This window comes from Lutimaribacter degradans, assembly GCF_023703375.1.
Classification (GTDB): domain Bacteria; phylum Pseudomonadota; class Alphaproteobacteria; order Rhodobacterales; family Rhodobacteraceae; genus Lutimaribacter; species Lutimaribacter degradans.
Map to the genome: position 1 here is coordinate 852,254 of NZ_JAMQGO010000001.1, position 22,503 is coordinate 874,756.

Below are 22,503 nucleotides of genomic sequence, written 5' to 3' on the forward strand. Positions count from 1 at the left end.
TGCGGGCGTATTTAGACTTACTCGGCCGCATCCGCAAGAGGGTCTTTGCCAGGTTTTTCATCGGGCTGATTCTGCCGCAATTTGCACATGACCACCCGCGCATTCGACATCTGCTTGATGCGGTTGATCTTGATCTTTCCAAGCGGATGCAGGTTCATCTCGCGCCCGTCGGACAGCTCTTCGCCCAGAACTGCCAGCATCGCCTCGATCACTGGCTTGGCGTCTTTCTTCTTGATGCCCGAGCGGGTCACCACCGTGTCGATCAGCTCTTTCTTCTTCAACTCGGGCGATGTCAGCTTGGGCGCCTCCGAGGTTACCACCGTGGGCGTCGGGGCGGCCCTTTCCGCCGAGGCGATCGCTGCCGATTTTTGTGCCTCGGCGGCTTTCGTCGCGCTGGTTTTGCGTGCGCTGGTGGTTTTCGTTGTGCTCTTGCGGGGCGTCGCAGAAGACTTTGATGCGGTTTTGCCGGTTGTGGTGGCCATCGCCTGTACTGCCTTTCAAGTTTACTACAATTGGCAACACCCTAACCCGACAGGCCCCACAACTCTAGGAATCTCTTGGGTGAGACCGGCATTTGCCCGGAAACGTGGCCGCACTGTTCCACCTTCGGGGGGCGGCGTGCCCGGAAAACAAGCATTTGACGGGCCTGGCCGGTGCGCACCGACGATCACGGGGCGGGCGTGATCGTGCAAAGAAAAAGGCGCGCCCGAGGGCGCGCCTTGCCTGTTCGTCTGGCCACCTGTCAGTGTGCGACGGCCCCGTGGGCATCGCCGGCACCGGCGGCGGCGCGGGCGGCGGCCGCTTCTTCCTCGGCAGCCTCGTCCCATTCAACAGGGGTCGGCTGACGCACCAGTGCCCGTTCCAGAACCTCGGACACGTGGGTGACGGGGATGATATCCAGTCCCTCTTTCACGTTGTCGGGGATCTCGGCCAAGTCCTTTTCGTTCTCTTCAGGGATCAGGACCGTGGTGATGCCCCCACGCAGCGCCGCCAGCAGCTTTTCCTTGAGCCCGCCGATGGCGGTGGCGTTGCCACGCAACGTGACCTCGCCGGTCATGGCGATATCCTTGCGCACCGGGATCTGTGTCAGGGTCGACACGATGGCCGTGACCATCGCAAGACCGGCCGAAGGCCCATCCTTGGGCGTGGCACCGTCGGGCACGTGCACGTGGATGTCCCACTTGTCCATGCGCGGCGGCTTGACCCCGATCCTGGGCGCGATCGAGCGAACGTAGCTGCTGGCCGCGTCGATCGATTCCTTCATCACGTCGCCCAGCGTGCCGGTGGTTTTCATCCGGCCCTTGCCCGGCAGGCGCAACGCCTCGATCTGCAACAGGTCACCGCCAACCGACGTGTACGCCAAGCCGGTCACGACGCCCACCTGGTCTTCTTTCTCGGCCAGGCCATAACGGTATTTCTTGACCCCCAGGAATTCATCCAGGTTCTCGGCCGTCACATCGACCGACTTGACCTTGCCCCTCACGATCTGGGTCACGGCCTTGCGGGCGACCTTGGCCAGCTCGCGCTCAAGGTTCCGCACGCCCGCCTCGCGGGTGTAACGGCGGATCATCTCGTCCAGCGCATCGTCGCTGATCGAGAACTCGCCCTTGCGCAGACCGTGGTTCTTGATCTGCTTGCGCACGAGGTGCTGTTTCGCGATCTCGCGCTTTTCATCCTCGGTGTAACCCGCCAGCGTAATGATCTCCATCCGGTCCAAAAGCGGCCCCGGCATGTTGTAAGAGTTCGCCGTGGTCAGGAACATCACGTTCGACAGGTCGTATTCGACTTCGAGGTAATGATCGACGAAGGTGCTGTTCTGCTCGGGGTCGAGCACCTCGAGCATGGCACTGGCCGGGTCGCCCCGGAAATCCTGGCCCATCTTGTCGATTTCATCGAGCAGGATCAGCGGGTTGTTGGTTTTCGCCTTCTTCATCGCCTGGATGATCTTGCCCGGCATCGAACCGATATAGGTTCGGCGGTGGCCGCGAATTTCGCTTTCATCGCGCACCCCGCCAAGCGAGATGCGGATGAACTCCCGCCCGGTGGCGCGAGCCACCGATTTGCCAAGGCTCGTCTTGCCAACGCCCGGCGGGCCCACAAGGCACATGATCGGGCCCTTCAGCTTTTTCGACCGCTGTTGCACAGCCAGGTATTCGACGATCCGTTCCTTGACCTTTTCAAGCCCGTAGTGATCGTCATCCAGCACGCCCTGCGCCTTTGACAGGTCTTTCTTGGTGCGGCTTTTGACGTTCCACGGAATCGACAGCATCCAGTCAAGGTAGTTGCGCACAACCGTGGCCTCGGCGCTCATCGGGCTCATGTTCTTGAGCTTTTTCAACTCGGCCTCGGCCTTTTCGCGCGCTTCCTTGGACAGCTTTGTGGCGTTGAGGCGCTCTTCCAGCTCGGCAATCTCGCCTTCGCCGTCTTCGCCGTCACCCAGTTCCTTCTGAATGGCCTTCATCTGCTCATTCAGGTAATATTCGCGCTGGGTCTTCTCCATCTGGCTCTTGACGCGGGTCTTTATCTTCTTCTCGACCTGCAGAACGCTGATTTCGCCCTGCATCATGCCATAGATTTTTTCCAGCCGTTCGCTGACGCTGAGCGTTTCCAGCAATTCCTGCTTTTGCGCGACCTCGATGCCAAGATGCCCGGCGATCAGGTCGGCCAGCTTGGCGGCGTCGGTGGTTTCCGACACGGCCACCAGCGCCTCTTCGGGGATGTTCTTCTTGACCTTGGCATACCGCTCGAACTCTTCCGCGGTCGAGCGCAACAGCGCCTCGATCACGGCGGTGTCGCCCTCGGTTTCCTCAAGCGGCTCGACCGATGCCTCGAAGAACGAGTCGTTTTCAAGGAACTCGGTGATCCGCACGCGGCTTTGCCCTTCGACCAGCACCTTGACGGTGCCATCGGGCAGCTTGAGCAATTGCAGAACATTGGCCAGCACGCCGTTGCGATAGATGCCGTCGGCATCCGGATCATCGGCGCTGGCGTCGATCTGGCTGGACAACAAGATCTGCTTGTCATCCTGCATCACCTCTTCCAGCGCGCGCACCGATTTCTCACGGCCCACGAAAAGCGGCACGATCATATGTGGAAAAACCACGATGTCGCGCAGCGGAAGAACAGGATAGGAAGGGTTCAAATCTGACATGCTCGGTCCTTTATTGCGGCAGGCGATGCGCGCCCCGTTCGCGGCGGCGCGCCCGTCTCCTTGGGTTCACGGTATATTTGGGGCACACCCGCCGGGGTTTCAACCATATAGACGCGGCACCGCGCCCTCTGACCGCGACACCAAGGCGGGGCATTACAACGGGTCGATATCCCCCTGCGCGCGCATGGCGTGAAAATCGGCCTCCCACGCGGCAAAGCGCCCCTGTGAGATGGCTACGCGCATGCCGGCCATGATTTCCTGGTAATAATGGAGGTTGTGCCAGGTCAGGAGCATGCCGCTGATCATCTCGCCCGCGCGGAACACGTGGTGCAGGTAGGCGCGGCTGTAATTGCGGCAGGCCGGGCAGGTGCATTGCGCGTCCAGCGGGCGGGGGTCGTCGGCGTGGCGGGCGTTCTTGATGTTGACCTGCCCCCGCCGCGTCCAGGCCTGCCCGGTGCGGCCGCTTCGCGAAGGCAGCACGCAATCCATCATGTCCACGCCACGCTTGACCGCGCCTACTATATCGTCGGGCTTGCCCACTCCCATCAGGTAGCGGGGCCTGTCGGCGGGCAATTGCTCGGGCGCGAAATCGAGGCAGGCAAACATCGCTTCCTGCCCCTCGCCCACGGCCAGGCCGCCGATGGCGTAGCCGTCAAAACCGATCTGCCGCAATGCCTCGGCCGATTCCTCGCGCAGGTCGGGCTCCAACCCGCCCTGCTGGATGCCGAAAAGCGCATGACCCGGCCTGTCGCCGAACGCCTCTTTCGAACGCTCGGCCCACCGCATCGACAGGCGCATCGACTCGGCGATCCGCTTGCGGTCGGCCGGCAGGGCGGGACATTCGTCGAAACACATCACGATGTCGCTGCCCAGCAGCCGTTGGATTTCCATGCTGCGTTCCGGCGTCAACTCGTGTTTCGAGCCATCGACGTGGCTGCGGAACGTCACGCCCTTTTCGGTCAGCTTGCGCAGCTCGGCCAGGCTCATCACCTGGAAACCGCCGCTATCGGTCAGGATCGGCTTGTCCCAGTTCATGAAACGATGCAGCCCGCCCAGCCGGGCCACCCGCTCGGCGCCTGGGCGCAGCATCAGGTGATAGGTATTGCCCAGCAGGATATCGGCGCCGGTGGCCGCCACGCTTTCGGGCATCATGGCCTTGACCGTGGCAGCCGTGCCCACTGGCATGAAGGCGGGTGTGCGGATGTCGCCGCGCGCGGTGCGGATCACGCCCCGGCGCGCCCGGCCATCGGTGGCCTGCAATTCGAATGTGACACCGGACATGGCCGACCTTTCGCTGTTTGGCCTCCTTCTATGCCGCGCGGGGGCCAATGCCAAGGCTTGCCGTGGCGCCCCGGCAGCGGCACACTGCCCCAAACGGAGGAGATACCATGAACCAGATGCAGACAGAGCCGCTTGTCACCCACACGCTTTCCGATGGCGTGCGCCGGATCGTGCTGGGTCGCCCGCCCGCGCATCCGCTCTCGTCGCAGGTGATCGCCGCACTTGACGCGGAATTGCAAGACGCCGCCACCGATGACGCCACCCGCGTCCTGGTGATCGACGGACCGGGGCATATCTTTTGCGCGGGTCACGATCTCAAGGAAATCGCCCGCCACCGCGACGATGATGACGGCGGCCGCGCCTTCCTGACCGACCTGTTCGAAGCCTGCGCGCGCATGATGCTGTCGCTGGCCCGTCACCCCAAGCCCACGATCGCCATGGTCGACGGGATCGCCACCGCGGCCGGGCTGCAACTGGCCGCCTCGTGTGACCTGGTATTCGCCTCTTACAGGGCAACGTTCTGCCTGCCTGGCGTCAAGAATGGCGGCTTTTGCACAACGCCCGCCGTGGGTGTGTCGCGCGCCGTCGCCCGCAACCACGTAATGGAACTGGCGTTGTCAGCCGAACCGCTGGATATTGACTGGGGCCTGCGCGCGGGGCTGGTCAACCGCGCCTTTTCCGCACACTCGCTGGAGGCCGAGACACTGGCCTTTGCCGCAACGCTGGCCAGCCGCAACCCTGCCCCTGTCCGGGCGGGCAAGGCCGCGCTTGACGCGCATCTGCCCTTGTCGCTGGAAGAGGCCTACGACCTGGCCACGCCCGTGATGATCGACCATTTCATGGACGAAGCCCGGCTGAAAGCCGAGCGCGAGGGCAAGGCCGGGCTCAAATCCTGACCTCATGCCGGGCGCGGGGCTGGACGTAGGGCCTGGCATTTCCTATATGTTCAGTCAGGAAATCCGCAGGATCGAAGGCAGGATCATCATGACCAATACCGCCGAACAGATGGAAGGCGCACCGCTTATCAAGCCGTCCAGCACCGAGCATCCTCTGTATGACAAGATCGTCGAGGCCTGCCGCAGCGTCTATGACCCTGAAATCCCGGTCAATATCTACGATCTGGGGCTGATCTACACGATCGAGATCGACGATGAAAACGCGGTGCATATCATCATGACGCTGACCGCGCCGGGCTGTCCCGTGGCCGGCGAGATGCCCGGCTGGGTCGCCGACGCCGTCGAACCCGTCGATGGCGTCAAGCAGGTCGATGTCGAGCTGACCTGGGAGCCGATCTGGGGCATGGACATGATGTCGGACGAGGCGCGGCTTGAGCTTGGCTTCATGTAAGGCAGGCCTTTTGGCTTGCTTTTGCCATTAGCAAGCCCTTAAGCTTGCATTAGGCAGTTACAAGCCCGGGGGTCTGAGATGCAGGCCGACACGATCGACCACGAATTCGCCGCCGTGCTGACGGGCGACTTGCGCAACTCGCGCAAGCTGGGGTCAGGCAGGTTGGCCGCGACGATGCGGCATATCGTCGACGCCGCCCGTGACATCGGGCGTGACTGCAAGACATCCGTGCATTTTGACCGCCACCGTGGTGATGGGTGGCAGATCGTCCTGCCAAGGGCCGAAACAGCCCTGCGCGCCGCTTTGCGCATCACCGCCGCCCTGGCCGCGCAAGACGGGCCAGCCACCCGCATCGCCATCGGTATCGGGGCTGTGCACCTGCCGGGCAGCGGTGACCTGGGCGCCGCCGACGGGCCGGCCTTTGTCGCATCGGGCGACCTCCTGGACAGCATGGAACGGCAGCGCAATATCGTCATCGACGCGCGCACCGGCCCCTGTATCCCCGCGATGATCGGATTGCTGGACTGGCAATCCCGGCATTGGTCCGCGCCACAGGCGCAGGCCCTTTACGACGCGTTGCGCAGCAGCCCGCCGACACAGGAAGAGATCGCGCAGGAATTTGGGGTGTCCCGTCAGGCCATACAACTGCGGCTTGCAGGCACCGGGTTGGCCGCGATACGCGATGCCGTGGCGGTTTACGAAAATGATCTCGGGGTCATCTGGCAAAAGGCGTCAGCATGACGCCCAGCGTGATTGAAACCTTTACCGCCCTGCTTTTCGCCCATGTGCTGGCCGATTTCGTTTTCCAAACCCGCGCCATGATGCATCTGAGGCGCTCTGCGCCCATGACGGTGCTGCATGGCGCCATCGTCCTGGTCTCGGCGCAAGCCACCACGGGACAGGTGGCCGCGCCCGAATTGCTGGCCCTCGCGGCCGCGCATATTGCCATTGATACAGTCAAGACCATGGGTGGGTTTGACCGGATCGTTGGCTTCTCGGCCGACCAGGCGGCGCATCTGGCAACGCTTGGGGCGGTATCGCTTTACGCGCCAACCCTGTGGAAAACCGGGTTTTATGCGGCCCATGATTGGGCGTTGCCGCTGATGGCGCTGGCGGCCGGACTGATCGTGACGATCACCGCCGGCCAACATGCCGTGGGCCTTTTGATGCGCCCCCATGGCGCGCGGGTGCGCAACAACGGGCTTCGCGATGGCGGGCGGTTGATCGGGATGCTGGAACGCGGGCTGATATTCCTGCTGATCGGGCTGGGCCAGCCGCTGGGCGTGGGTTTCCTGGTGGGGGCAAAATCCATCCTGCGCTTTGGCACCGCGACACGCGATCAGCGCACCGCCGAATACGTGATCATCGGCACGCTGGCCTCGTTCGGTTGGGCGATCACGGCAAGTTATGCGACGCAGGCCCTGCTTTCGGCCCTGCCCCGGCTTGAGATCATGCCCCATCTGCCCTAGGTTTGTACCAGAGGCGAAAGGAGTGCCACCCATGTTCTCGATCCCCGGCAAACAGGCCGTGACAATGACCGACAAGGCTGCGGCGCAGATTCGCAAGCTGATGGAGCGCGACAGCCACAAGGGCCTGCGCATCGGCGTGAAGAAGGGCGGTTGCGCGGGCATGGAATATACCATGGATTACGCCGCCGAGATCGACCCCCATGACGAGGTCGTGGAGCAGGACGGTGCGCGCGTGATGATCGCGCCCATGGCACAGATGTTTCTGTTCGGCACCCAGATCGACTACGAGGTGTCGCTGCTGGAATCGGGGTTCAAGTTCAACAACCCCAATGTCGAAGATGCCTGCGGCTGCGGCGAGTCGATCAAGTTCAAGGATGTCGACGACTTGCAGGCCGAGCGCGAAGCCCAGCAATAGGCCCCCTGCGCCCCCGGCCGTTCATGTCCGACGGTACAGATCGAAGGCATCCAAGCCTTCGGCTTGACCGCTGCGAACTTATGCCGATTATGCGCCGAAACGAAAATATCACGCGGGGACGATCGGCATGAGGCGCAAACTGGCGGCTGGCAACTGGAAGATGAACGGGCTTATGGCGGACCTGGCGCAAGTGGATGCGCTGATGGCCGCGCATCCCGACCCGCAGGTTGATTTGCTGCTGTGTCCGCCGGCCACTTTGATCCAGTCAGCCGCATCGCGGGCGCAGCCCCACCCCATGATGATCGGCGGGCAGGATTGCCATTCATCGCAATCCGGCGCGCATACCGGCGACATCTCGGCCGGGCAACTGGCCGATGCCGGCGCGCGCGCGGTGATCCTGGGCCATTCCGAACGCCGCGTAGACCATGCCGAAGACAGCGAAACGGTACGGGCCAAGGCCCGCGCCGCGCATGAGGCGGGGTTGATGACGGTGATCTGCGTGGGCGAAAGCCTGGCACAGCGCGAGGCGCTGAACACTTTGGACATCATCGATGGGCAATTGTCCTCGTCGGTGCCCGACACGGCCACGGGCGAAAACCTGGTTATTGCCTACGAGCCGATATGGGCCATTGGCACCGGGCACGTTCCCGGCCCCGACCAGATCGGCGAAGTGCATGATTTCATCCGCGCACGGCTGGAACGGCGCTTTGGCGCGGGCGTGGGCCGGTCCGCCCGGCTGCTTTACGGCGGGTCGGTCAAGCCGGATAACGCCGCGCAGATATTTCAGGTATCGAATGTCGACGGCGCGCTGGTGGGCGGGGCCAGTCTGACCGCCGCGGATTTCGGCCCGATCATCGCCGCGCTGGAAAACGCCTGATCCGCGCTTGTCCTTGAGCGCCCGTGGCTTACTTTTCGCGCGGCCCTACCCAACCAGGAGCACCCGATGCCCGCCACTCCGAGCATGAGCGAGCTTGCACGCGTCTTTGGCCGCATCGGCATGCTGTCCTTTGGCGGGCCCGCCGCGCAAATCGGGTTGATGCACCGTGAACTGGTCGAAACGCGCGACTGGCTGGATGAACAGACCTATCTGCGCGCGCTGAGTTTCTGCATGATGCTACCCGGCCCCGAGGCGATGCAACTGGCCACCTACGCAGGCTGGCGGCTGCGCGGCACGCTTGGCGGGTTGATTGCCGGCGGACTGTTCGTGTTGCCCGGTGCGCTGGTCATCGCGGCATTGGCAGCGCTTTACATCCTTTTCGGCGCCCAGGATTGGGCGCAGGCGATGTTTCTGGGCATCAAGGCGACGGTTCTTGTGGTCGTGCTGAACGCACTGATTACCCTGTCGCGCCGCACGCTGACCGCGCCCGACAAATGGGTGCTGGCAGCCGGTGCTTTCGTGGCGATCTTTGCGTTTGGGCTGCCATTTCCACTGGTCATCGCGGTGGCGGCATTGTGGGGTTTTGCCACCTCGCAAGAGACACGGGCCGCGCCGCCCGCGGCAGTGGCGCATCGTGACACGCTGCGCACGGTTTTGATCTGGGGCGCCATCTGGCTGCTGCCGCTGGCCGCGTTATGGCTGTCGGGCGCCGCGTTCCTGACCCAGCTTGCGCTGTTCTTTTCGCAGTTGGCCGTGGTGACATTTGGCGGCGCTTACGCGGTTCTGGCCTACATGACCCAAACCATCGTGACCGATCATGGCTGGCTGACCACCGCCCAGATGATCGACGCGCTTGGGCTGGCCGAAACTACGCCGGGGCCGCTGATCCTGGTGACGCAATTCGCGGGGATACTGGCCGGGCATGGCGCGGGCGGCTGGGGCCTGGCCATCGCCGCGGGGCTCGTGACGCTCTGGATGACCTTTGTACCCTGCTTCCTGTGGATCTTTGCGGGCGCGCCCTACATCGAGTGGCTTGCCGCGTTGCCGCGCCTGTCCGGCGCGCTCAAGGCGATCACCGCAGCCGTCGTAGGCGTCATCCTGTCGCTATCGCTGTGGTTTGCACTGCATGTGCTTTTCGCGCAGGTCACCACCACGGCATTCGGCCCCCTGCCCGACTGGGCCAGCATCAACCCCGCCGCGACGGCGCTGACCGCGCTGGCGGCGGTTCTTTTGATACTGGCGCGCCTGCCCCTGCCCTTGGTCCTTGCCGCGATGGCCGCCGCCGGGCTGGCAAGCACGCTGGCGTGACTGGCATCATTCCACGCAAGCCCCCCCTTTTGTTTCGCCCCGAATCCCCTATGATCCTCGGTAAGCGAGGAAAGAACCGCCGATGTCCGATACCATCGATTATGGCAGATTGATGCACCGCGCCATGCGCGGCCTTATCCAGGAGGTCCTGGGCGATGTTCAGGCCCATGGCCTGCCCGGAGCGCATCATTTTTTCATCACCTTTGACACCACCCACCCCGAGGCCCAGTTGGCCGACTGGTTGCGTGACAGGTATCCGACAGAAATGACCGTTGTGATCCAGCATTGGTACGATGGGCTGGAGGTCACCGATGACGGGTTTGCCGTGACGTTGAATTTCGGCGACAGCCCCGAACCGCTGTACATCCCCTACGACGCGATCCAGACCTTCGTCGATCCGTCCGTTGAATTCGGCCTGCGCTTTGATTCCCATTCCGACGAGGAAGACGACGATCCGGGCCCCGACGACGGCACATCGCTGGACACCCCGGAAGAGGCACCCCACGATGCCGAGGTCGTCAGCCTGGACAGTTTCCGCAAGTAGACATGCCCCTCGCGGGCGCAGGGCGGTACCCCACGGCATACATCATTGAACTTTCCGTTCGGTCAGGTATGAGAAGCCAAACCCGAAAAGGAGAGCCGTTCCATGACCCAGACCCGCAGCGAATCCGACAGCTTCGGCCCGCTAGAGGTGCCCGCCGACAAGTATTGGGGCGCCCAGACCCAGCGCAGCCTGATGAACTTTCCCATCGGATGGGAAAAGCAGCCCACGGCCATCGTGCGTGCGCTTGGCGTGATCAAGATGGCCTGCGCGCAGGCCAACAAGCAACTGGGCAACCTTGATGCCACGCTGGCCGATGCCATCATCCAAGCCGCGGGCGAAGTGGTCGAAGGCAAGTTCGACGACAATTTCCCGCTGGTCGTCTGGCAAACCGGATCAGGCACGCAGTCGAACATGAATGCCAACGAGGTGATCGCCAACCGCGCGATCGAGATCCTTGGCGGCACCATCGGCACCAAGGACCCGGTGCACCCCAACGACCACTGCAACATGGGCCAGTCGTCGAACGACACGTTCCCGACCGCCATGCATATCGCCACCGCGATGAGTGTGCGTGACGTGCTGCTGCCGGGGCTGGAAAAGCTTGCCGAGACGCTGGAAAAGAAATCGGACGAGTTCAAGGACATCATCAAGATCGGCCGCACCCACACGCAGGATGCCACGCCATTGACCTTGGGCCAGGAATTTTCGGGCTATGCCCACCAGATTCGGCAGGGTATCGCGCGGGTCAAGACCGCCCTGCCCGGCATCTACGAACTTGCCCAGGGCGGCACCGCCGTTGGCACCGGCCTGAACACGAAAAAGGGCTGGGGTGAAATGGTCGCCGCCAACATGGCCGAGATCACCGGCCTGCCCTTCGTCACCGCGCCCAACAAGTTCGAGGCGCTGGCCGCCCATGACGCGATGGTATTCATGTCGGGGGCGCTCTCCACCGTTGCCGGCGCCTGCTACAAGATCGCCAACGACATCCGTTTTCTCGGCTCGGGGCCGCGCTCGGGGCTGGGCGAGCTGATCCTGCCGGAGAACGAGCCGGGCAGCTCGATCATGCCGGGCAAGGTCAACCCCACGCAGGCCGAGGCGCTGACGCAGGTCGCAGCGCATGTGATGGGCAACGATGCTGCCATAAAGTTTGCGGGCAGCCAGGGCCATTTCGAACTGAACGTCTATAACCCGATGATGTCCTACAACCTGCTGCAATCCATCCAGCTTTTGGGGGATGCGGCCGACAGCTTTACCGAGCGGATGCTGAAGGGGATCGAGGCCAACGAGCCCCGGATTGAAAAGCTCATGCGGGAATCGCTGATGCTGGTCACCGCGCTGGCGCCCGAAATCGGCTATGACAACGCCACCAAGGTGGCCAAGACCGCCCACAAGAACGGGACCACCCTCAAGCAAGAGGCGATTGCGCTGGGTTTTGTCGATGCGGAAACATTCGACCGTGTCGTGCGCCCAGACCAGATGATCGGCCCCAAGGACTGAGCCCCAATGGCGGGATGACACCCGCTCAGCGCGCGTGCCACTGGACGGCGCGCGCGCTTTTCGTCACTCTGGCGCCATGAAGCAGGTCGTGAATCTCAACAAGGCGCGCAAGGCACGCGACAAGTCGCGCAAAAAGGCGCTGGCCGATGAAAACGCGGTGAAATACGGTCGCAGCAAGGCCGCGAAGCAGCGCGACACGGCTCAATCGGCACGTGACGCCCAGCGGCTTGACGCACATAAGCGCGACGAATGAGCGACCGGCCCATAAAACGCTCGGTGACGTTGCAGGGGCATCGCACTAGTGTGTCGCTTGAAGAGCCGTTTTGGCAAGCCTTCCGCGACATCGCCCGCGAAAAGGGAAAACCCGTCAACACGCTGGCCGCGGAAATAGATGCCGCCCGCACACCCGGAACAGGTTTGGGCACGGCCATTCGGCTGTATGTTCTGGCCCATTACCAGGCCAAGGCCGATCGCGCCGAATGATCAGGCGGCGGCCGTTTCGCGGATGCGCTGGATCATGGCCTTGACCCCGTTCGACCGCTGCGCGGACAGGTGGTCTTGCAGCCCCAGGCGGCCCAGTTCGGCCTGAGCGTCGATGCGCGCCACATCCTGCATGGGCACATCGTTGTAAAGCGCGCGCAAAACGGCGATCAGCCCACGCACGATCAGCGCGTCGCTGTCACCATCGAAATGGAACTTTCCGTCCTTCGGCGTGATATGCAACCAGACCTGGCTGGCGCAGCCATCCACCTTGGTGGCAGGCACTTTCAACGCGTCGTCCAATGGCGCCATTGCCTTGCCCAACTCGATCACATGGCGATAGCGGTCTTCCCAGTCTTCCAGGAATTCGAAATCTTCCACGATCTCTTCGAATGCTTGCGTGGCCATGCTGCCCTCTGTCATTTCGCGTTGTTTTCCGACAGGTAGGCTGCCAACTGCAAAAGGTCCAGACGTGATGCGGCTTTTCAACCTGCCGCGTATGCTCTAAACCCGGGACAAGGCAAGGATAGGCAGACCCATGCGCAAACCTCTCGTGGCCCTTTTGGCCCTGACCCTGACCCTGACCCTCAGCGCCTGCGGCACGGTGCGCGAGTCGCGGCTCAACCCGTTCAACTGGTTCGGCGCCAGCCGCGAAGTGCCCGCACAGGCGCAGGAAAGCACCAACCCGCTGATTCCCCAGCGGCGCAATCTTCTGCGTCGCCCCGAAGCGGAATTCGTCGGCACCCCGCTGGAGCAGGTAACCGCGCTCAGCATCGAGCGCGTGTCGGATGGGGCGATCGTCCGGGTGCAGGGCATGGCGCAACGCGCCGATGCCTATGACATTCGCCTCGTGCCTCAGCCGACCGAACGGGCCGACGAGCTGCACTTTGAATTGCAGGGGGCCTTTCCCGAGATGACACGCAGCACCGCGCGCCTGCCGCGCCCGGTGACGGTGGCCGAACACCTGACCACGCAAGACCTGGCCGGCATCCGCCGTATCCGCGTCAGCGCCGCCAGCAACGCGCGCGAAACCCGCCGCTAGGCACCGGGGTCATACCAGCAAGCGGATCGCGCGTTTTCACCAACGGTCATGAACGGGGCGCAGCGCGCGCCACCCGGCGGCGACACGCATCAAGGCTTGTTGTCAGGCGTCGAGCCGCAGGATCTTGACCGACTGGCCCTTGGCCGTCAGACCGATTTCCCCATTGCACAGCCGCTCGGCGTCGGCGCCGAACACCTCGCGCCGCCACCCGTGCAGCGCCGGCACATCGCGTTCGCCCGCGGCCATCGCATCGAGATCTGCCGCACTGGCTATCAGCTTGGCCGCGACGCCGGACCGTTCGGTCTTGGCCTTCAACAGCACGCGCAACAAATCTGCAAGCGCCGGGTTGACCTGCAGCTTTTCACGGCCCTTGGGCGCCTCGGGGTAATCCTCGGGGCGGCAATTCACACCCGCCTCGACCGCGGCAATAATCCCCTCGGCGATATCGCCCTTGCGGGCCTCGCGCAGCAACAGCCGCGATTTGGCCAGATCGCCAAGGTTGCGCGGCTTGGTCGAGGCCAGCTCGACCGCGGCATCATCCTTGAACACACGGTTGCGCGGAATATTGCGCGCCTGCGCGTATTCTTCGCGGAACCGCGCCAATTCGCGCAGGACGGCCAGGAACTTGCCCGAATTCGTGCGCGTCTTGATCCGTTGCCAAGCGTCTTCGGGGTGGGACTTGTAGGTTTCGGGGTTTGTCAGCATGGTCAGTTCCTCGGCAACCCACGGCGCGCGGCCCTTTTTCTCAAGCTCGGCGGCCAGGAACTCGTAAATCTTGCGCAGATGCGTCACATCGGCCAATGCGTAGGTCTTTTGCGCCTCGCTCAGCGGGCGGCGCGACCAGTCGGTGAATCGGCTGGATTTGTCCAGGCTTTCGCGGGCGATCTTGCGCACCAGCGTTTCGTACCCCACCTGCTCGCCAAAGCCGCAAACCATCGCCGCAACCTGGGTATCGAACAGCGGCACCGGAAAGACCTCCGCATCAACGTAAAAGATTTCCAGGTCCTGCCGCGCGGCATGGAACACCTTGACCACGTTCTCATCGCGAAACAGCGTGTAAAGCGGCTCCAGCGACATGTCGGCGCCTTCGATCGGGTCCACCAGAACCGCGTTGTCATCGCCCTCGCCGGGCATGGCCAGCTGGATCAGGCACAGCTTCGAGTAATATGTCCGCTCACGCAGAAACTCGGTGTCCACGGTCACGTAATCGTGGCGTACAGCCTCTTGGCAAAATGCGGCGAGGTCTTCGGTGGTGGTGATTGTTTTCATATGTCGCGCTCGATACTGTCGCGCGGGTCATCCGCGCCCTGCCAGATTGGATGGGTCCATATAGGACAGCCGGGTCGGAATGGAAACCCGTGCCTTCTAAAGTTGCAAAAGGCCGCGTTCACCCTGGGCGAAGCGGCGCAGGACGGCCGGGTAAAGGCGGTGTTCCTGCTCCAGCACGCGCGCGGCAAGACTGTCGGGCGTGTCATCGGGCAGCACTGGCACGCGCGCCTGTCCAAGGATCGGGCCGCCATCCAGCTCGGCGGTGACCTCGTGCACCGTGCAGCCGGCCTCGGCGTCGCGCGCCTCGATCGCGCGGGCATGGGTGTTGAGCCCGCGATATTTCGGCAAAAGCGATGGGTGGATATTCAACATCCGGCCCGCGAAATGGTCGATGAACAAAGGCGTCAGGATGCGCATGAAACCGGCCAGCGCGATAATGTCGGGTGCATGGCCGTCAATTCGCGAAATCAACGTCTTTTCAAAGCCTTCCCGATCGCCCTTGAAGTCACGATGATCGACCACCTCGGTCGGCACACCCAACGCCTGCGCGCGGGCCAGCCCGCCCGCGCCCGCCACGTTCGACAACACCAGGCAGGGCCGCGCCGGGTGGTCACCCACCATGCTATCCACCAGCTTGACCATGTTGGAGCCGCCGCCGGAAATCAGGATGGCAACGCGTTTCGTCACGCAAGCGCCCCGCTATAGGTCACGCCCGAGCCCGCGCGTACGTGGCCCAGCGTGTAAACGGCTTCGCCCATCTCGGTCAGTTGGGCCGCCAGCGACTCGGCCCGGTCGGGCGCCACGGCCAGCACCATGCCGACGCCACAGTTGAAGGTTTTCAGCATCTCGGCCTGGTCCATGTCGCCCGTCTGCATAAGCCAACGGAACACGCCCGGCAGTTCCCACGCGCCAAGGTCGATCTCGGCGCCCATACCCTCGGGCAGGACGCGCGGCAGGTTCTCGGTCAGGCCACCGCCGGTGATATGCGCCAACGCGTGAACGCCGCCGGACCGTACCGCCGCCAGCGCCTGCTTCACGTACAGGCGCGTCGGCGCCAAAAGCGCCGACCCAAGCGCCCCCTCGCCCCAGGGGCAGTCGGCATCCCACCCGAGGCCCGACAGCTCGACCAGCTTGCGCACGAGGCTGTAACCGTTGGAGTGCACGCCACTGCTTGCCAGCCCCAGCAATACATCGCCCGTCGCCACGCCCGCGGGCAGGTCGGCGCCGCGCTCCATCGCGCCCACGGCAAAGCCTGCAAGATCGAAATCACCGTCGGAATACATGCCCGGCATTTCCGCCGTCTCGCCGCCGATCAGGGCGCAGCCCGACAGCTCGCAGCCCTGTGCGATGCCCGTAATGATGTCTGCCGCGGCGTCCAGTTCCAGCTTGCCGGTGGCAAAGTAATCCAGGAAGAACAGCGGTTCGGCCCCCTGGCAGACAAGGTCGTTGACGCACATGGCCACGAGGTCGACCCCGATGGTTGCGAAATGGCCGGTGTCGATGGCGATCCGCAGTTTGGTGCCCACACCGTCGGTTGCGGCCACCAGCACCGGGTCGGTGTAGCCCGCGGCCTTGAGGTCGAACAGGGCACCGAAACCGCCCAGCCCTGCCATCACACCGGGGCGCGCGGTGCGCCTTGCCGCGGGTTTGATCCGCTCGACCAGCTCATTGCCCGCGTCGATATCGACGCCCGCCTGCGCATAGGTGATGCCATTCTTGCCACTGGTCATGGGATGCCCCCCTGTTGCCGTTTGAGCGCGAGGTAATCCATCACCGCGACCAAGGCAACGGCAAAGCCTTGACGCCTGCCTGCTTCCTGATACGAAAGCGGCAGGCCGGGCCTGTAGCTCAATTGGTTAGAGCAGAGCGCTCATAACGCTTTGGTTGGGGGTTCGAGTCCCTCCGGGCCTACCACCTCGCCAGGAAACCACCCGTGGGTGACGCGTCCGCGCGGCCCCGTCATGTCGCAATGAATCAAGCTCCGCAGAAGTTACCGCGCGATCACGATATCGGCGCGCAACCCACCCAACCGGTCGCTTACACCCAGCCGCAACACACCGCCATGGGCCCGCGCGATATCGGCGGCTATGGCCAGGCCCAGCCCCACGCCCGAGCCGCGATTCTGATTGCGCGCGCTGTCGAGTCGTGTGAAGGGCCGGATCGCGTCGCCCCGCTGGTCGGCGGGAATACCGGGGCCGTCATCCTCGACGCGAATGCGCAGCGACTTGTCGGACAGCGTGACCGAGACCTCGGCCCTGTCACCATACCGCACCGCGTTCGAAACCAGGTTGTCGACCGCGCGCCGCAACGCCACCGGGCGTAGCGCCACTTCGCCCTGCCCTTCTGCCGCGATCAGCGTGACCGGCGCGCCATTGCGCCGGTGATCGTCGACAAGATCGCGCACCAGCGAAATCGGGTCGGTCGGCTCGGCCTCGCCCTCGGCGATACCCTTGGCAAAAGACAGGAATTCGTCGATCATGCGCTGCATGTCCTCGACATCGCGCTCCAGCGGTTCGCGCTCGTCATCATCGAGAAACGACAACCCCAGTTTCAACCGCGTCAAAGGGGTACGCAGATCATGGCTGACCCCGGACAACATCAGCGTGCGCTGCTCGATTTGCCGCTCGATCCGGGCGCGCATGTCGAGAAAGGCATTGCCGGCGGCCCGCACCTCTTGCGCGCCCGATGGATGGTATTCGACATGTCGCCCCCGCCCAAAGGCCTGCGCCGCCTTCGCCAGCCGCGTGATCGGGCGCAACTGGTTGCGCAGGTAGATGAAGGCGATCAAAGTCATCAGCCCGCCGAAAAACACCATGTTCACGAACAGTTGGTGGGGGTTGCGGGCAGACAGCCGCGCCCGGCGCAGCGTGATCTCGACCGCCGCCTGGCCGCCCTCCTCGGGCCGCAGCGTCAGTATCGCCTGGCTGGTGTCGGGCAGCGCCACGGCCACGAGCCCGGGCAGCGCATCGTAAAGCGCGCGGCGGACAATGGGCGCGGTCAGGTCATACCAGACCAGCGCCCCGTCGACGGGCTCGGGTGCGGCCGGCGCCAGGCTGAACTCCAACGCCTCGGCCATGGCCTCGCGCGCCGGGCCGGGCGGCTGCGCCATCAACAAACGGATTTCGCGCGCCACCTCTCGCGTCATCTGGATCGACACGTCCTCGAAATGGCGCTGAATGAACACGACCGACACGACAAGCTGCACCACCACGACCGGCAGCACCAGGATCAGAGCGGCACGGCCATAAAGGCCACGCGGCATATAGGGTTTGAGCCATTGGAACGACATGCGCTAAACCTATCCTTGACCGAGCAAAAGAGGAAGCGCCATGGACCTGCCCGAACAGTTTGACCCGCCCATCGGCGTGGCCGAAAGGCTGGCCCCGGGGCTGCGCCGCATCGTGGCACCCAATCCGTCGCCCATGACATGGCGCGGGACAAACACCTACCTCGTGGGTGACAGCGCAATCGCGGTGATCGACCCCGGGCCCGATGACCCGGCGCATCTGCAGGCAATTTTGTCGGCCATTGGCCCGGGCCAGCGCATCACGCATATCCTTGTCACCCACGCGCACCTGGATCATTCCCCCCTGGCGCGCCCGCTTGCGCAGGCCAGCGGCGCGCCGGTTCTTGCTTACGGCGATGCACGCGCGGGCCGCAGCCGTGTGATGGACATGCTGGCCGCGCAGGGATTGGCCGGGGGCGGTGAAGGTGTCGATACTGCGTTCACGCCCGATATCATGCTTGCCGATGGCGACGTGGTCGCGGGCGATGGCTGGCAGATGCGCGCGCTTTGGACCCCGGGGCATTTCGGCAATCACCTGTCCTTCATCTGGGGTGACGCGGGGTTTTCCGGCGACCTGGTGATGGGCTGGGCCAGCTCGCTCGTCTCGCCACCCGATGGCGACCTGACCGATTTCATGACCTCTTGCGAGCGGCTGCGCGCCGAGGGCTGCGCCGTGCTGCATGCGGGCCACGGCAGCCCGGTGGCCGATCCGGCAGCCCGGATCGACTGGCTTCTGGGCCACCGACGCATGCGCGAGGCCGCGATTCTGGCCGCGCTGGCGGATGGCCCCACTGACCCCGCCACGCTGACACGCGCGATCTACACCGACACGCCGGCAGCCCTCTTGCCCGCCGCCGAGCGGAACGTCTTTGCCCATCTTGTTGACCTCGTTCAAAAAAGCGCCGTCACACCGGCGGGGCCCCTGTCGCAAAAGGCGGTTTTCACGCTGAACGGTTAGTGCGCCCAATGAAAACCGAAAAAATCACCAAATCCCTCTGGACGAGCGGAATCCCTTTTGCTACATCGCACCGCACAGTGTTCCGGCGTAGCTCAGCGGTAGAGCAGTTGACTGTTAATCAATTGGTCGTAGGTTCGATCCCTACCGCCGGAGCCAAAAACCCCAAGAAAATCAACAAGTTACAACCTCGTCGCGTTGAGGCTCTTGGGGGAATTTTGGCCTTGTCACCGGATTTGTCACCGGATTTCGTGCTGCATTTCAGTGGGCCAGAATCAGAATTTGTGCATCCAACGGCCCGACCACGCGCGGAGGGTGATTACGATATGAGATGTCTCTCTACTCAGTTTGCATGAGGTTCTTAATGCACGTAACGCAAATACTATTCCGACACGAGAACGGCGATGTGCTGGCAACGCCCCCAGCCGGTCAATTGAAGCCTGTTGTCCGCATAGCCTATCCGCATTCCTCGGAAACTACCCCGGAGGGAACGAGATTCTGTTGGGGGGGCGATGAAAGAAGAAAATCACTCGCTTTGATCGATACGGGCGCAGATAACTGCTTGGTGGACTCGGGTCTTGCGGATCATTTGAATCTGACAAACAGCAGCGGCAAGGTAGTCTCAAATCGGGGTGTTACTGGAACCCGTGAGACATATGATATGGACACACAAATTTTCCTTATTGATTCCAAACACGCGATCAAAGTTCCGGCGTTTAAGGCGGATTTCAGTGGACAGCCTTACTCGTTTTTACTTGGCATGAACTTTTTACGAACCGGTGTGCTTACACTCGACTTCCAACGCGGAATTTTCCAGTTTGAGTTTTTCGGTAATGCCGCAGGTGGAAGTGATATCAGATAAAATCCGTCGCCATTTGTAGCACCAAAGTCCGCGCGAAGCTCCGTTTCGATTTTGGCAATAGCGGAGTCGGGGCAGTCGCTCATTGCCGCCGCGCCCCCTCAGCTTCCAGCCGGGCACGTTCGCGGGTCATCTGGATCAGCAGGCCTTTGACGTGATCCTGCGCCGCTTGTGCGGCCTCTGTGGCGCTCTTGCCTTCGGCGCGGGCCTTGGCCTCCATCGCCGCGCCTTCACGCTTCACAATGCTGTCTGTGAGCGCGTCCCATGCGTCTAGCATCGCATCATGCGCGGCGCGGGCGTCGGGTGGCAGGTGGTCATTCATTTGAAATATTCCTTCGCTGCATCATCGCCGGGCAGATCGGGCAAGCCCTGCACCTTGGCGCGGGCCGATGGTGTCAGGCCAAATTCAGACAAGAGCGATTGAACACGGCGGGCTGCATCATTGCGCTGCGCAACCGCCGGATGCGCGCGATACATCACCGCCCCGGCCTCTGTCGTAGCCTCATAGGTCGCGCCCTGCGCCGCCACCGTGTCGCGGGCCTCGATCCATTCGGCCAAGGTTTCACAAAGCAGCCCCAAGGCGATTTTGTCGCCATCGGTGATTACGTTCATATCGGTCAGCAGGTCAGCCAGTTCGGGCCAATGTTCCCTTGCACGATCCGAGACAAAGGCGGGCGGCATTGTGCCGCTCAGGCGCGCTTGTGTGGCCTGTGTGGCCTTACCGCGCGTTGTGCCGGTCACGGCCTTTAGGTGCGTCGGTTTCGGCTTTCGTGGCATGGGCTTTTTTCCTTCGGTTTCAGCATCGGCAAACTTAAACGTGGACCGCCGGTTCCTGCATTGCACTTTGTGAAGTCTGATCCGCCCCCTCCCCTTATGGTGTGGGGAAGGTCGGCACCGCGCGATCCGGTCAAGGTTCGCCGTGCCGTGTCGGGGTTGCTAACGTGACTGCCCGACTGAAACCGGATCGCATGGGCGGAGATTGCCCGCGCACGATCAGCGCCCGGACGGCAAGAGCAAGATGGAAAGACTGCCGCCCGAATTCTCATTAGGTGCCAACCCTCAGAAGCTTGATCGCTTCGCTGTTGTAGAGGGCGCCGCCGACGCGTTTTGTGGTGTAGAACCTCACGTTCGGCTTGTCGGTGTAGGGGTCGCGCAGCAGGCGCAGCCCGATCCGGTCAACAATGATGTAGCCTGATGCGAAGTCACCGAAGGCAATGGGCCGTTCGCCTGCGCCGATGTCCGGCATTTCCTCGTCCAGCGCGACCGGGAAGCCCAGCAGGCGCGGCGGTTCACCGGCTGCGAGGGATTCGGCCCAGAGAAAGCGGCCTTGCCCGTCTTTCAGCTTGCGCACCGTTGCGGCAGTCTTGCGATTCATGATCCACGACGCGCCCGCGCGATACTCGGGCTTGATCGCGTAAATCAGACTGATGAGGGAATCCTCGTCAATGTCCGCCGCCTCGCCACTTGCGATGGTCTGCAACGTGCCCCAGTCCCGTGTATCGTCGTCGTCGTCAGACACGTCATAGGACAGGATGCCACGCGGCTTGTTGATGCCATCGCCGTTGATAAAGGCGTTGCCTTCCTTTCGCGCGAAGCTTTGCGAGATATTGCCGGTCAGCCAAGTTGCCAGATCAAATGTAGAGTCATCCAACAATTTTTGCGTGACCTTCGGCATGGCGCTGATTTCATGCACCGGCACCGAAAGCTTATGCAGCGTCGGGCTTGCCGTATCGCCGCGCGCCTCGCGTTCCGTTACCCACTCGGCCCCGGATAAGCTCGTGTCTGCGATTTCCTCGAAAACATCCGTGGCGATAACCTCGGTTCGAGCCAGTTGACGCATGGGCGAAATCGCGTGCAGGCGCTCGGTCATCACCGGCGATAGATACGGCACCACGGTAAACCCGCCGTCCGGGTTGCTGTCCGTGCTCATGCCCGCGTTGATCCCGGTGTGCAGCGACGCCAGCGGTGCATCGTCACCGTCGCGGATCAGCTTGCGCAGGGCGCTGTTGACCTCGGTGCGGTCACGTTCAGAAGCGCCGCCCGATGCCGGGCCACCGCCGCCGATGCGAAGCGCCGAAAGGGTTTGGTTGACTTCATCCAGCCCGGTCTGCAATTCGCGGACCTCGGCCTTGTGGTCTTGTTTGAATTGGCTGAAAGCGTTGGTCATTTCGGCCAGGACTTGCTTGGGATCGCCCGACGCGTTAGCGCGCACGGCCATAATCCCACGGATTTTGCGTTCATGTTTCATCTGAACACCTCATATGATGCCCCGAGGGGCGTTGTGATTTTGGGATTTAGACGCCGCTACGGCAGGCGCTTCGCTTGATCTTGCATTTGACGGGCGCGCTTTGTCGCTACGGCAGACGCGGCGCGGGCCGCTTGTCGAATCAAGCCTCGTCATCAATGGCAGCGTCCTGCGTGCCTCCGGTGACGGGATCAAGGCGCAGCGTCCTGCGTGCGCCTTGGTGGTATCATAATACCTCATTGCATTGGCCCGTTCAAGGATTTCTCGCCTTGTTCGATTGCGTCTGCCAGATCGCGCAGCCATTCCGCTGCACCAACCGCGCCGTTGTGGCAGGCGGCAATCGTTGCCCCTGTCATCACGAAAGCGGTCGCAATTTCGGCCTCGGGCAGAACATCGCCCCGGCTCAGTCCGTTTGCGGTTTCCATGAGCCGGGCGGCGAGATGCGCGCGGATTTCATTTTGCGTTGTGTCGGTCATGT

General features: G+C 63.1%; 26 protein-coding genes and 2 tRNA genes. 16 read left to right on the forward strand and 12 right to left on the reverse strand.

Features of this window, described 5'->3' with window-relative positions:
* Positions 1 to 17 precede the first annotated feature (17 nt).
* From M8744_RS04135 to tgt, 3 genes are all read right to left on the reverse strand, one after another.
* Positions 18 to 482, reverse strand: a complete 465-nt coding sequence (locus M8744_RS04135) for an HU family DNA-binding protein (RefSeq protein ID WP_251409833.1) — start codon at positions 480 to 482, stop codon at positions 18 to 20.
* Between the two features lie 260 nt (positions 483 to 742).
* The gene (gene lon, locus M8744_RS04140; RefSeq protein WP_251409836.1) at positions 743 to 3,151 is read right to left on the reverse strand and encodes an endopeptidase La; all 2,409 of its coding nucleotides are present in this window, start codon (positions 3,149 to 3,151) and stop codon (positions 743 to 745) included.
* Between the two features lie 153 nt (positions 3,152 to 3,304).
* Positions 3,305 to 4,432 carry a tRNA guanosine(34) transglycosylase Tgt gene (tgt, locus tag M8744_RS04145; protein WP_251409839.1) on the reverse strand — a complete coding sequence of 376 codons (1,128 nt, stop codon included), beginning with the start codon at positions 4,430 to 4,432 and terminating at the stop codon, positions 3,305 to 3,307.
* Positions 4,433 to 4,539: 107 nt separating this feature from the next.
* On the opposite strand from tgt, the gene M8744_RS04150 reads away from it, so the two are divergent.
* The 11 genes from M8744_RS04150 to M8744_RS04200 all read left to right on the forward strand — a co-directional run bounded on the left by M8744_RS04150 (position 4,540) and on the right by M8744_RS04200 (position 12,372).
* On the forward strand, positions 4,540 to 5,328 hold the full coding sequence (locus M8744_RS04150) for an enoyl-CoA hydratase-related protein (RefSeq protein ID WP_251409842.1): 789 nt from the start codon (positions 4,540 to 4,542) through the stop codon (positions 5,326 to 5,328).
* Between the two features lie 88 nt (positions 5,329 to 5,416).
* Complete coding sequence (locus M8744_RS04155; RefSeq protein ID WP_251409845.1) at positions 5,417 to 5,779, forward strand: SUF system Fe-S cluster assembly protein; 363 nt, start codon at positions 5,417 to 5,419, stop codon at positions 5,777 to 5,779.
* Positions 5,780 to 5,857: 78 nt separating this feature from the next.
* Positions 5,858 to 6,520, forward strand: a complete 663-nt coding sequence (locus tag M8744_RS04160) for a hypothetical protein (protein ID WP_251409848.1) — start codon at positions 5,858 to 5,860, stop codon at positions 6,518 to 6,520.
* Positions 6,517 to 7,248 (forward strand): DUF3307 domain-containing protein, encoded by a 732-nt coding sequence (locus tag M8744_RS04165; RefSeq protein WP_251409851.1) that lies wholly within the window; start codon positions 6,517 to 6,519, stop codon positions 7,246 to 7,248. Before M8744_RS04160 ends, M8744_RS04165 begins: the two co-directional genes overlap by 4 nt.
* 31 nt (positions 7,249 to 7,279) lie before the next feature.
* Complete coding sequence (locus tag M8744_RS04170; protein ID WP_251409854.1) at positions 7,280 to 7,663, forward strand: HesB/IscA family protein; 384 nt, start codon at positions 7,280 to 7,282, stop codon at positions 7,661 to 7,663.
* 127 nt (positions 7,664 to 7,790) lie between these two features.
* Positions 7,791 to 8,540 carry a triose-phosphate isomerase gene (gene tpiA, locus M8744_RS04175; RefSeq protein WP_251409857.1) on the forward strand — a complete coding sequence of 250 codons (750 nt, stop codon included), beginning with the start codon at positions 7,791 to 7,793 and terminating at the stop codon, positions 8,538 to 8,540.
* A gap of 66 nt (positions 8,541 to 8,606) precedes the next feature.
* Entirely contained in the window at positions 8,607 to 9,848 is a 1,242-nt protein-coding gene (gene chrA / locus M8744_RS04180) for a chromate efflux transporter (protein ID WP_251409859.1), read from the forward strand.
* A gap of 82 nt (positions 9,849 to 9,930) precedes the next feature.
* On the forward strand, positions 9,931 to 10,392 hold the full coding sequence (locus M8744_RS04185) for an SspB family protein (protein ID WP_251409862.1): 462 nt from the start codon (positions 9,931 to 9,933) through the stop codon (positions 10,390 to 10,392).
* 102 nt (positions 10,393 to 10,494) lie between these two features.
* Positions 10,495 to 11,889 (forward strand): class II fumarate hydratase, encoded by a 1,395-nt coding sequence (gene fumC, locus M8744_RS04190; RefSeq protein WP_251409865.1) that lies wholly within the window; start codon positions 10,495 to 10,497, stop codon positions 11,887 to 11,889.
* A 76-nt stretch (positions 11,890 to 11,965) separates the two neighbouring features.
* A complete protein-coding gene (locus M8744_RS04195) occupies positions 11,966 to 12,142 on the forward strand; it encodes a DUF4169 family protein (RefSeq protein ID WP_251409869.1) in 177 nt (58 codons plus the stop codon).
* Complete coding sequence (locus M8744_RS04200) at positions 12,139 to 12,372, forward strand: ribbon-helix-helix domain-containing protein (RefSeq protein ID WP_251409872.1); 234 nt, start codon at positions 12,139 to 12,141, stop codon at positions 12,370 to 12,372. Before M8744_RS04195 ends, M8744_RS04200 begins: the two co-directional genes overlap by 4 nt.
* Here M8744_RS04200 and M8744_RS04205 read toward each other — a convergent pair whose 3' ends face one another.
* Positions 12,373 to 12,777, reverse strand: coding sequence for a SufE family protein (locus M8744_RS04205; protein ID WP_251409874.1), 405 nt, complete (start codon positions 12,775 to 12,777; stop codon positions 12,373 to 12,375).
* Positions 12,778 to 12,907: 130 nt separating this feature from the next.
* Here M8744_RS04205 and M8744_RS04210 point away from each other — a divergent pair, with 130 nt between their 5' ends.
* Positions 12,908 to 13,411, forward strand: coding sequence for a DUF1131 domain-containing protein (locus tag M8744_RS04210; protein WP_251409877.1), 504 nt, complete (start codon positions 12,908 to 12,910; stop codon positions 13,409 to 13,411).
* A 102-nt stretch (positions 13,412 to 13,513) separates the two neighbouring features.
* Here the strand turns inward: M8744_RS04210 and rnd are convergent, their stop codons facing one another.
* The 3 genes from rnd to purM all read right to left on the reverse strand — a co-directional run bounded on the left by rnd (position 13,514) and on the right by purM (position 16,410).
* Positions 13,514 to 14,680, reverse strand: a complete 1,167-nt coding sequence (rnd, locus tag M8744_RS04215; protein WP_251409880.1) for a ribonuclease D — start codon at positions 14,678 to 14,680, stop codon at positions 13,514 to 13,516.
* Positions 14,681 to 14,776: 96 nt separating this feature from the next.
* Complete coding sequence (purN, locus tag M8744_RS04220; RefSeq protein WP_251409883.1) at positions 14,777 to 15,367, reverse strand: phosphoribosylglycinamide formyltransferase; 591 nt, start codon at positions 15,365 to 15,367, stop codon at positions 14,777 to 14,779.
* Entirely contained in the window at positions 15,364 to 16,410 is a 1,047-nt protein-coding gene (gene purM / locus M8744_RS04225; RefSeq protein WP_251409886.1) for a phosphoribosylformylglycinamidine cyclo-ligase, read from the reverse strand. Before purM ends, purN begins: the two co-directional genes overlap by 4 nt.
* A 107-nt stretch (positions 16,411 to 16,517) precedes the next feature.
* Here purM and M8744_RS04230 point away from each other — a divergent pair.
* Positions 16,518 to 16,594: transfer RNA gene (locus tag M8744_RS04230), tRNA-Ile, on the forward strand.
* 76 nt (positions 16,595 to 16,670) lie between these two features.
* On the opposite strand, the gene M8744_RS04235 is transcribed toward M8744_RS04230, so the two are convergent.
* Complete coding sequence (locus M8744_RS04235; RefSeq protein ID WP_251409889.1) at positions 16,671 to 17,969, reverse strand: ATP-binding protein; 1,299 nt, start codon at positions 17,967 to 17,969, stop codon at positions 16,671 to 16,673.
* Positions 17,970 to 18,009: 40 nt separating this feature from the next.
* Here M8744_RS04235 and M8744_RS04240 point away from each other — a divergent pair, with 40 nt between their 5' ends.
* The 3 genes from M8744_RS04240 to M8744_RS04250 all read left to right on the forward strand — a co-directional run bounded on the left by M8744_RS04240 (position 18,010) and on the right by M8744_RS04250 (position 19,783).
* On the forward strand, positions 18,010 to 18,924 hold the full coding sequence (locus tag M8744_RS04240; protein ID WP_251409892.1) for an MBL fold metallo-hydrolase: 915 nt from the start codon (positions 18,010 to 18,012) through the stop codon (positions 18,922 to 18,924).
* A gap of 81 nt (positions 18,925 to 19,005) precedes the next feature.
* Positions 19,006 to 19,080, forward strand: a tRNA-Asn gene (locus M8744_RS04245).
* Positions 19,081 to 19,285: 205 nt separating this feature from the next.
* A complete protein-coding gene (locus M8744_RS04250) occupies positions 19,286 to 19,783 on the forward strand; it encodes a retroviral-like aspartic protease family protein (RefSeq protein WP_251409895.1) in 498 nt (165 codons plus the stop codon).
* A 79-nt stretch (positions 19,784 to 19,862) separates the two neighbouring features.
* Here M8744_RS04250 and M8744_RS04255 read toward each other — a convergent pair whose 3' ends face one another.
* The 4 genes from M8744_RS04255 to M8744_RS04270 form a co-directional block, all read right to left on the reverse strand.
* The gene (locus tag M8744_RS04255) at positions 19,863 to 20,102 is read right to left on the reverse strand and encodes a hypothetical protein (protein ID WP_251409898.1); all 240 of its coding nucleotides are present in this window, start codon (positions 20,100 to 20,102) and stop codon (positions 19,863 to 19,865) included.
* Positions 20,099 to 20,557 carry a phage terminase small subunit P27 family gene (locus M8744_RS04260; RefSeq protein WP_251409901.1) on the reverse strand — a complete coding sequence of 153 codons (459 nt, stop codon included), beginning with the start codon at positions 20,555 to 20,557 and terminating at the stop codon, positions 20,099 to 20,101. The genes M8744_RS04255 and M8744_RS04260 overlap by 4 nt, the downstream gene beginning before the upstream one ends.
* A 268-nt stretch (positions 20,558 to 20,825) precedes the next feature.
* The gene (locus M8744_RS04265) at positions 20,826 to 22,028 is read right to left on the reverse strand and encodes a phage major capsid protein (protein WP_251409903.1); all 1,203 of its coding nucleotides are present in this window, start codon (positions 22,026 to 22,028) and stop codon (positions 20,826 to 20,828) included.
* Between the two features lie 233 nt (positions 22,029 to 22,261).
* Positions 22,262 to 22,501: a hypothetical protein gene (locus tag M8744_RS04270; RefSeq protein WP_251409906.1), complete on the reverse strand. Its 240-nt coding sequence runs from the start codon at positions 22,499 to 22,501 to the stop codon at positions 22,262 to 22,264.
* Positions 22,502 to 22,503: the final 2 nt, after the last annotated feature.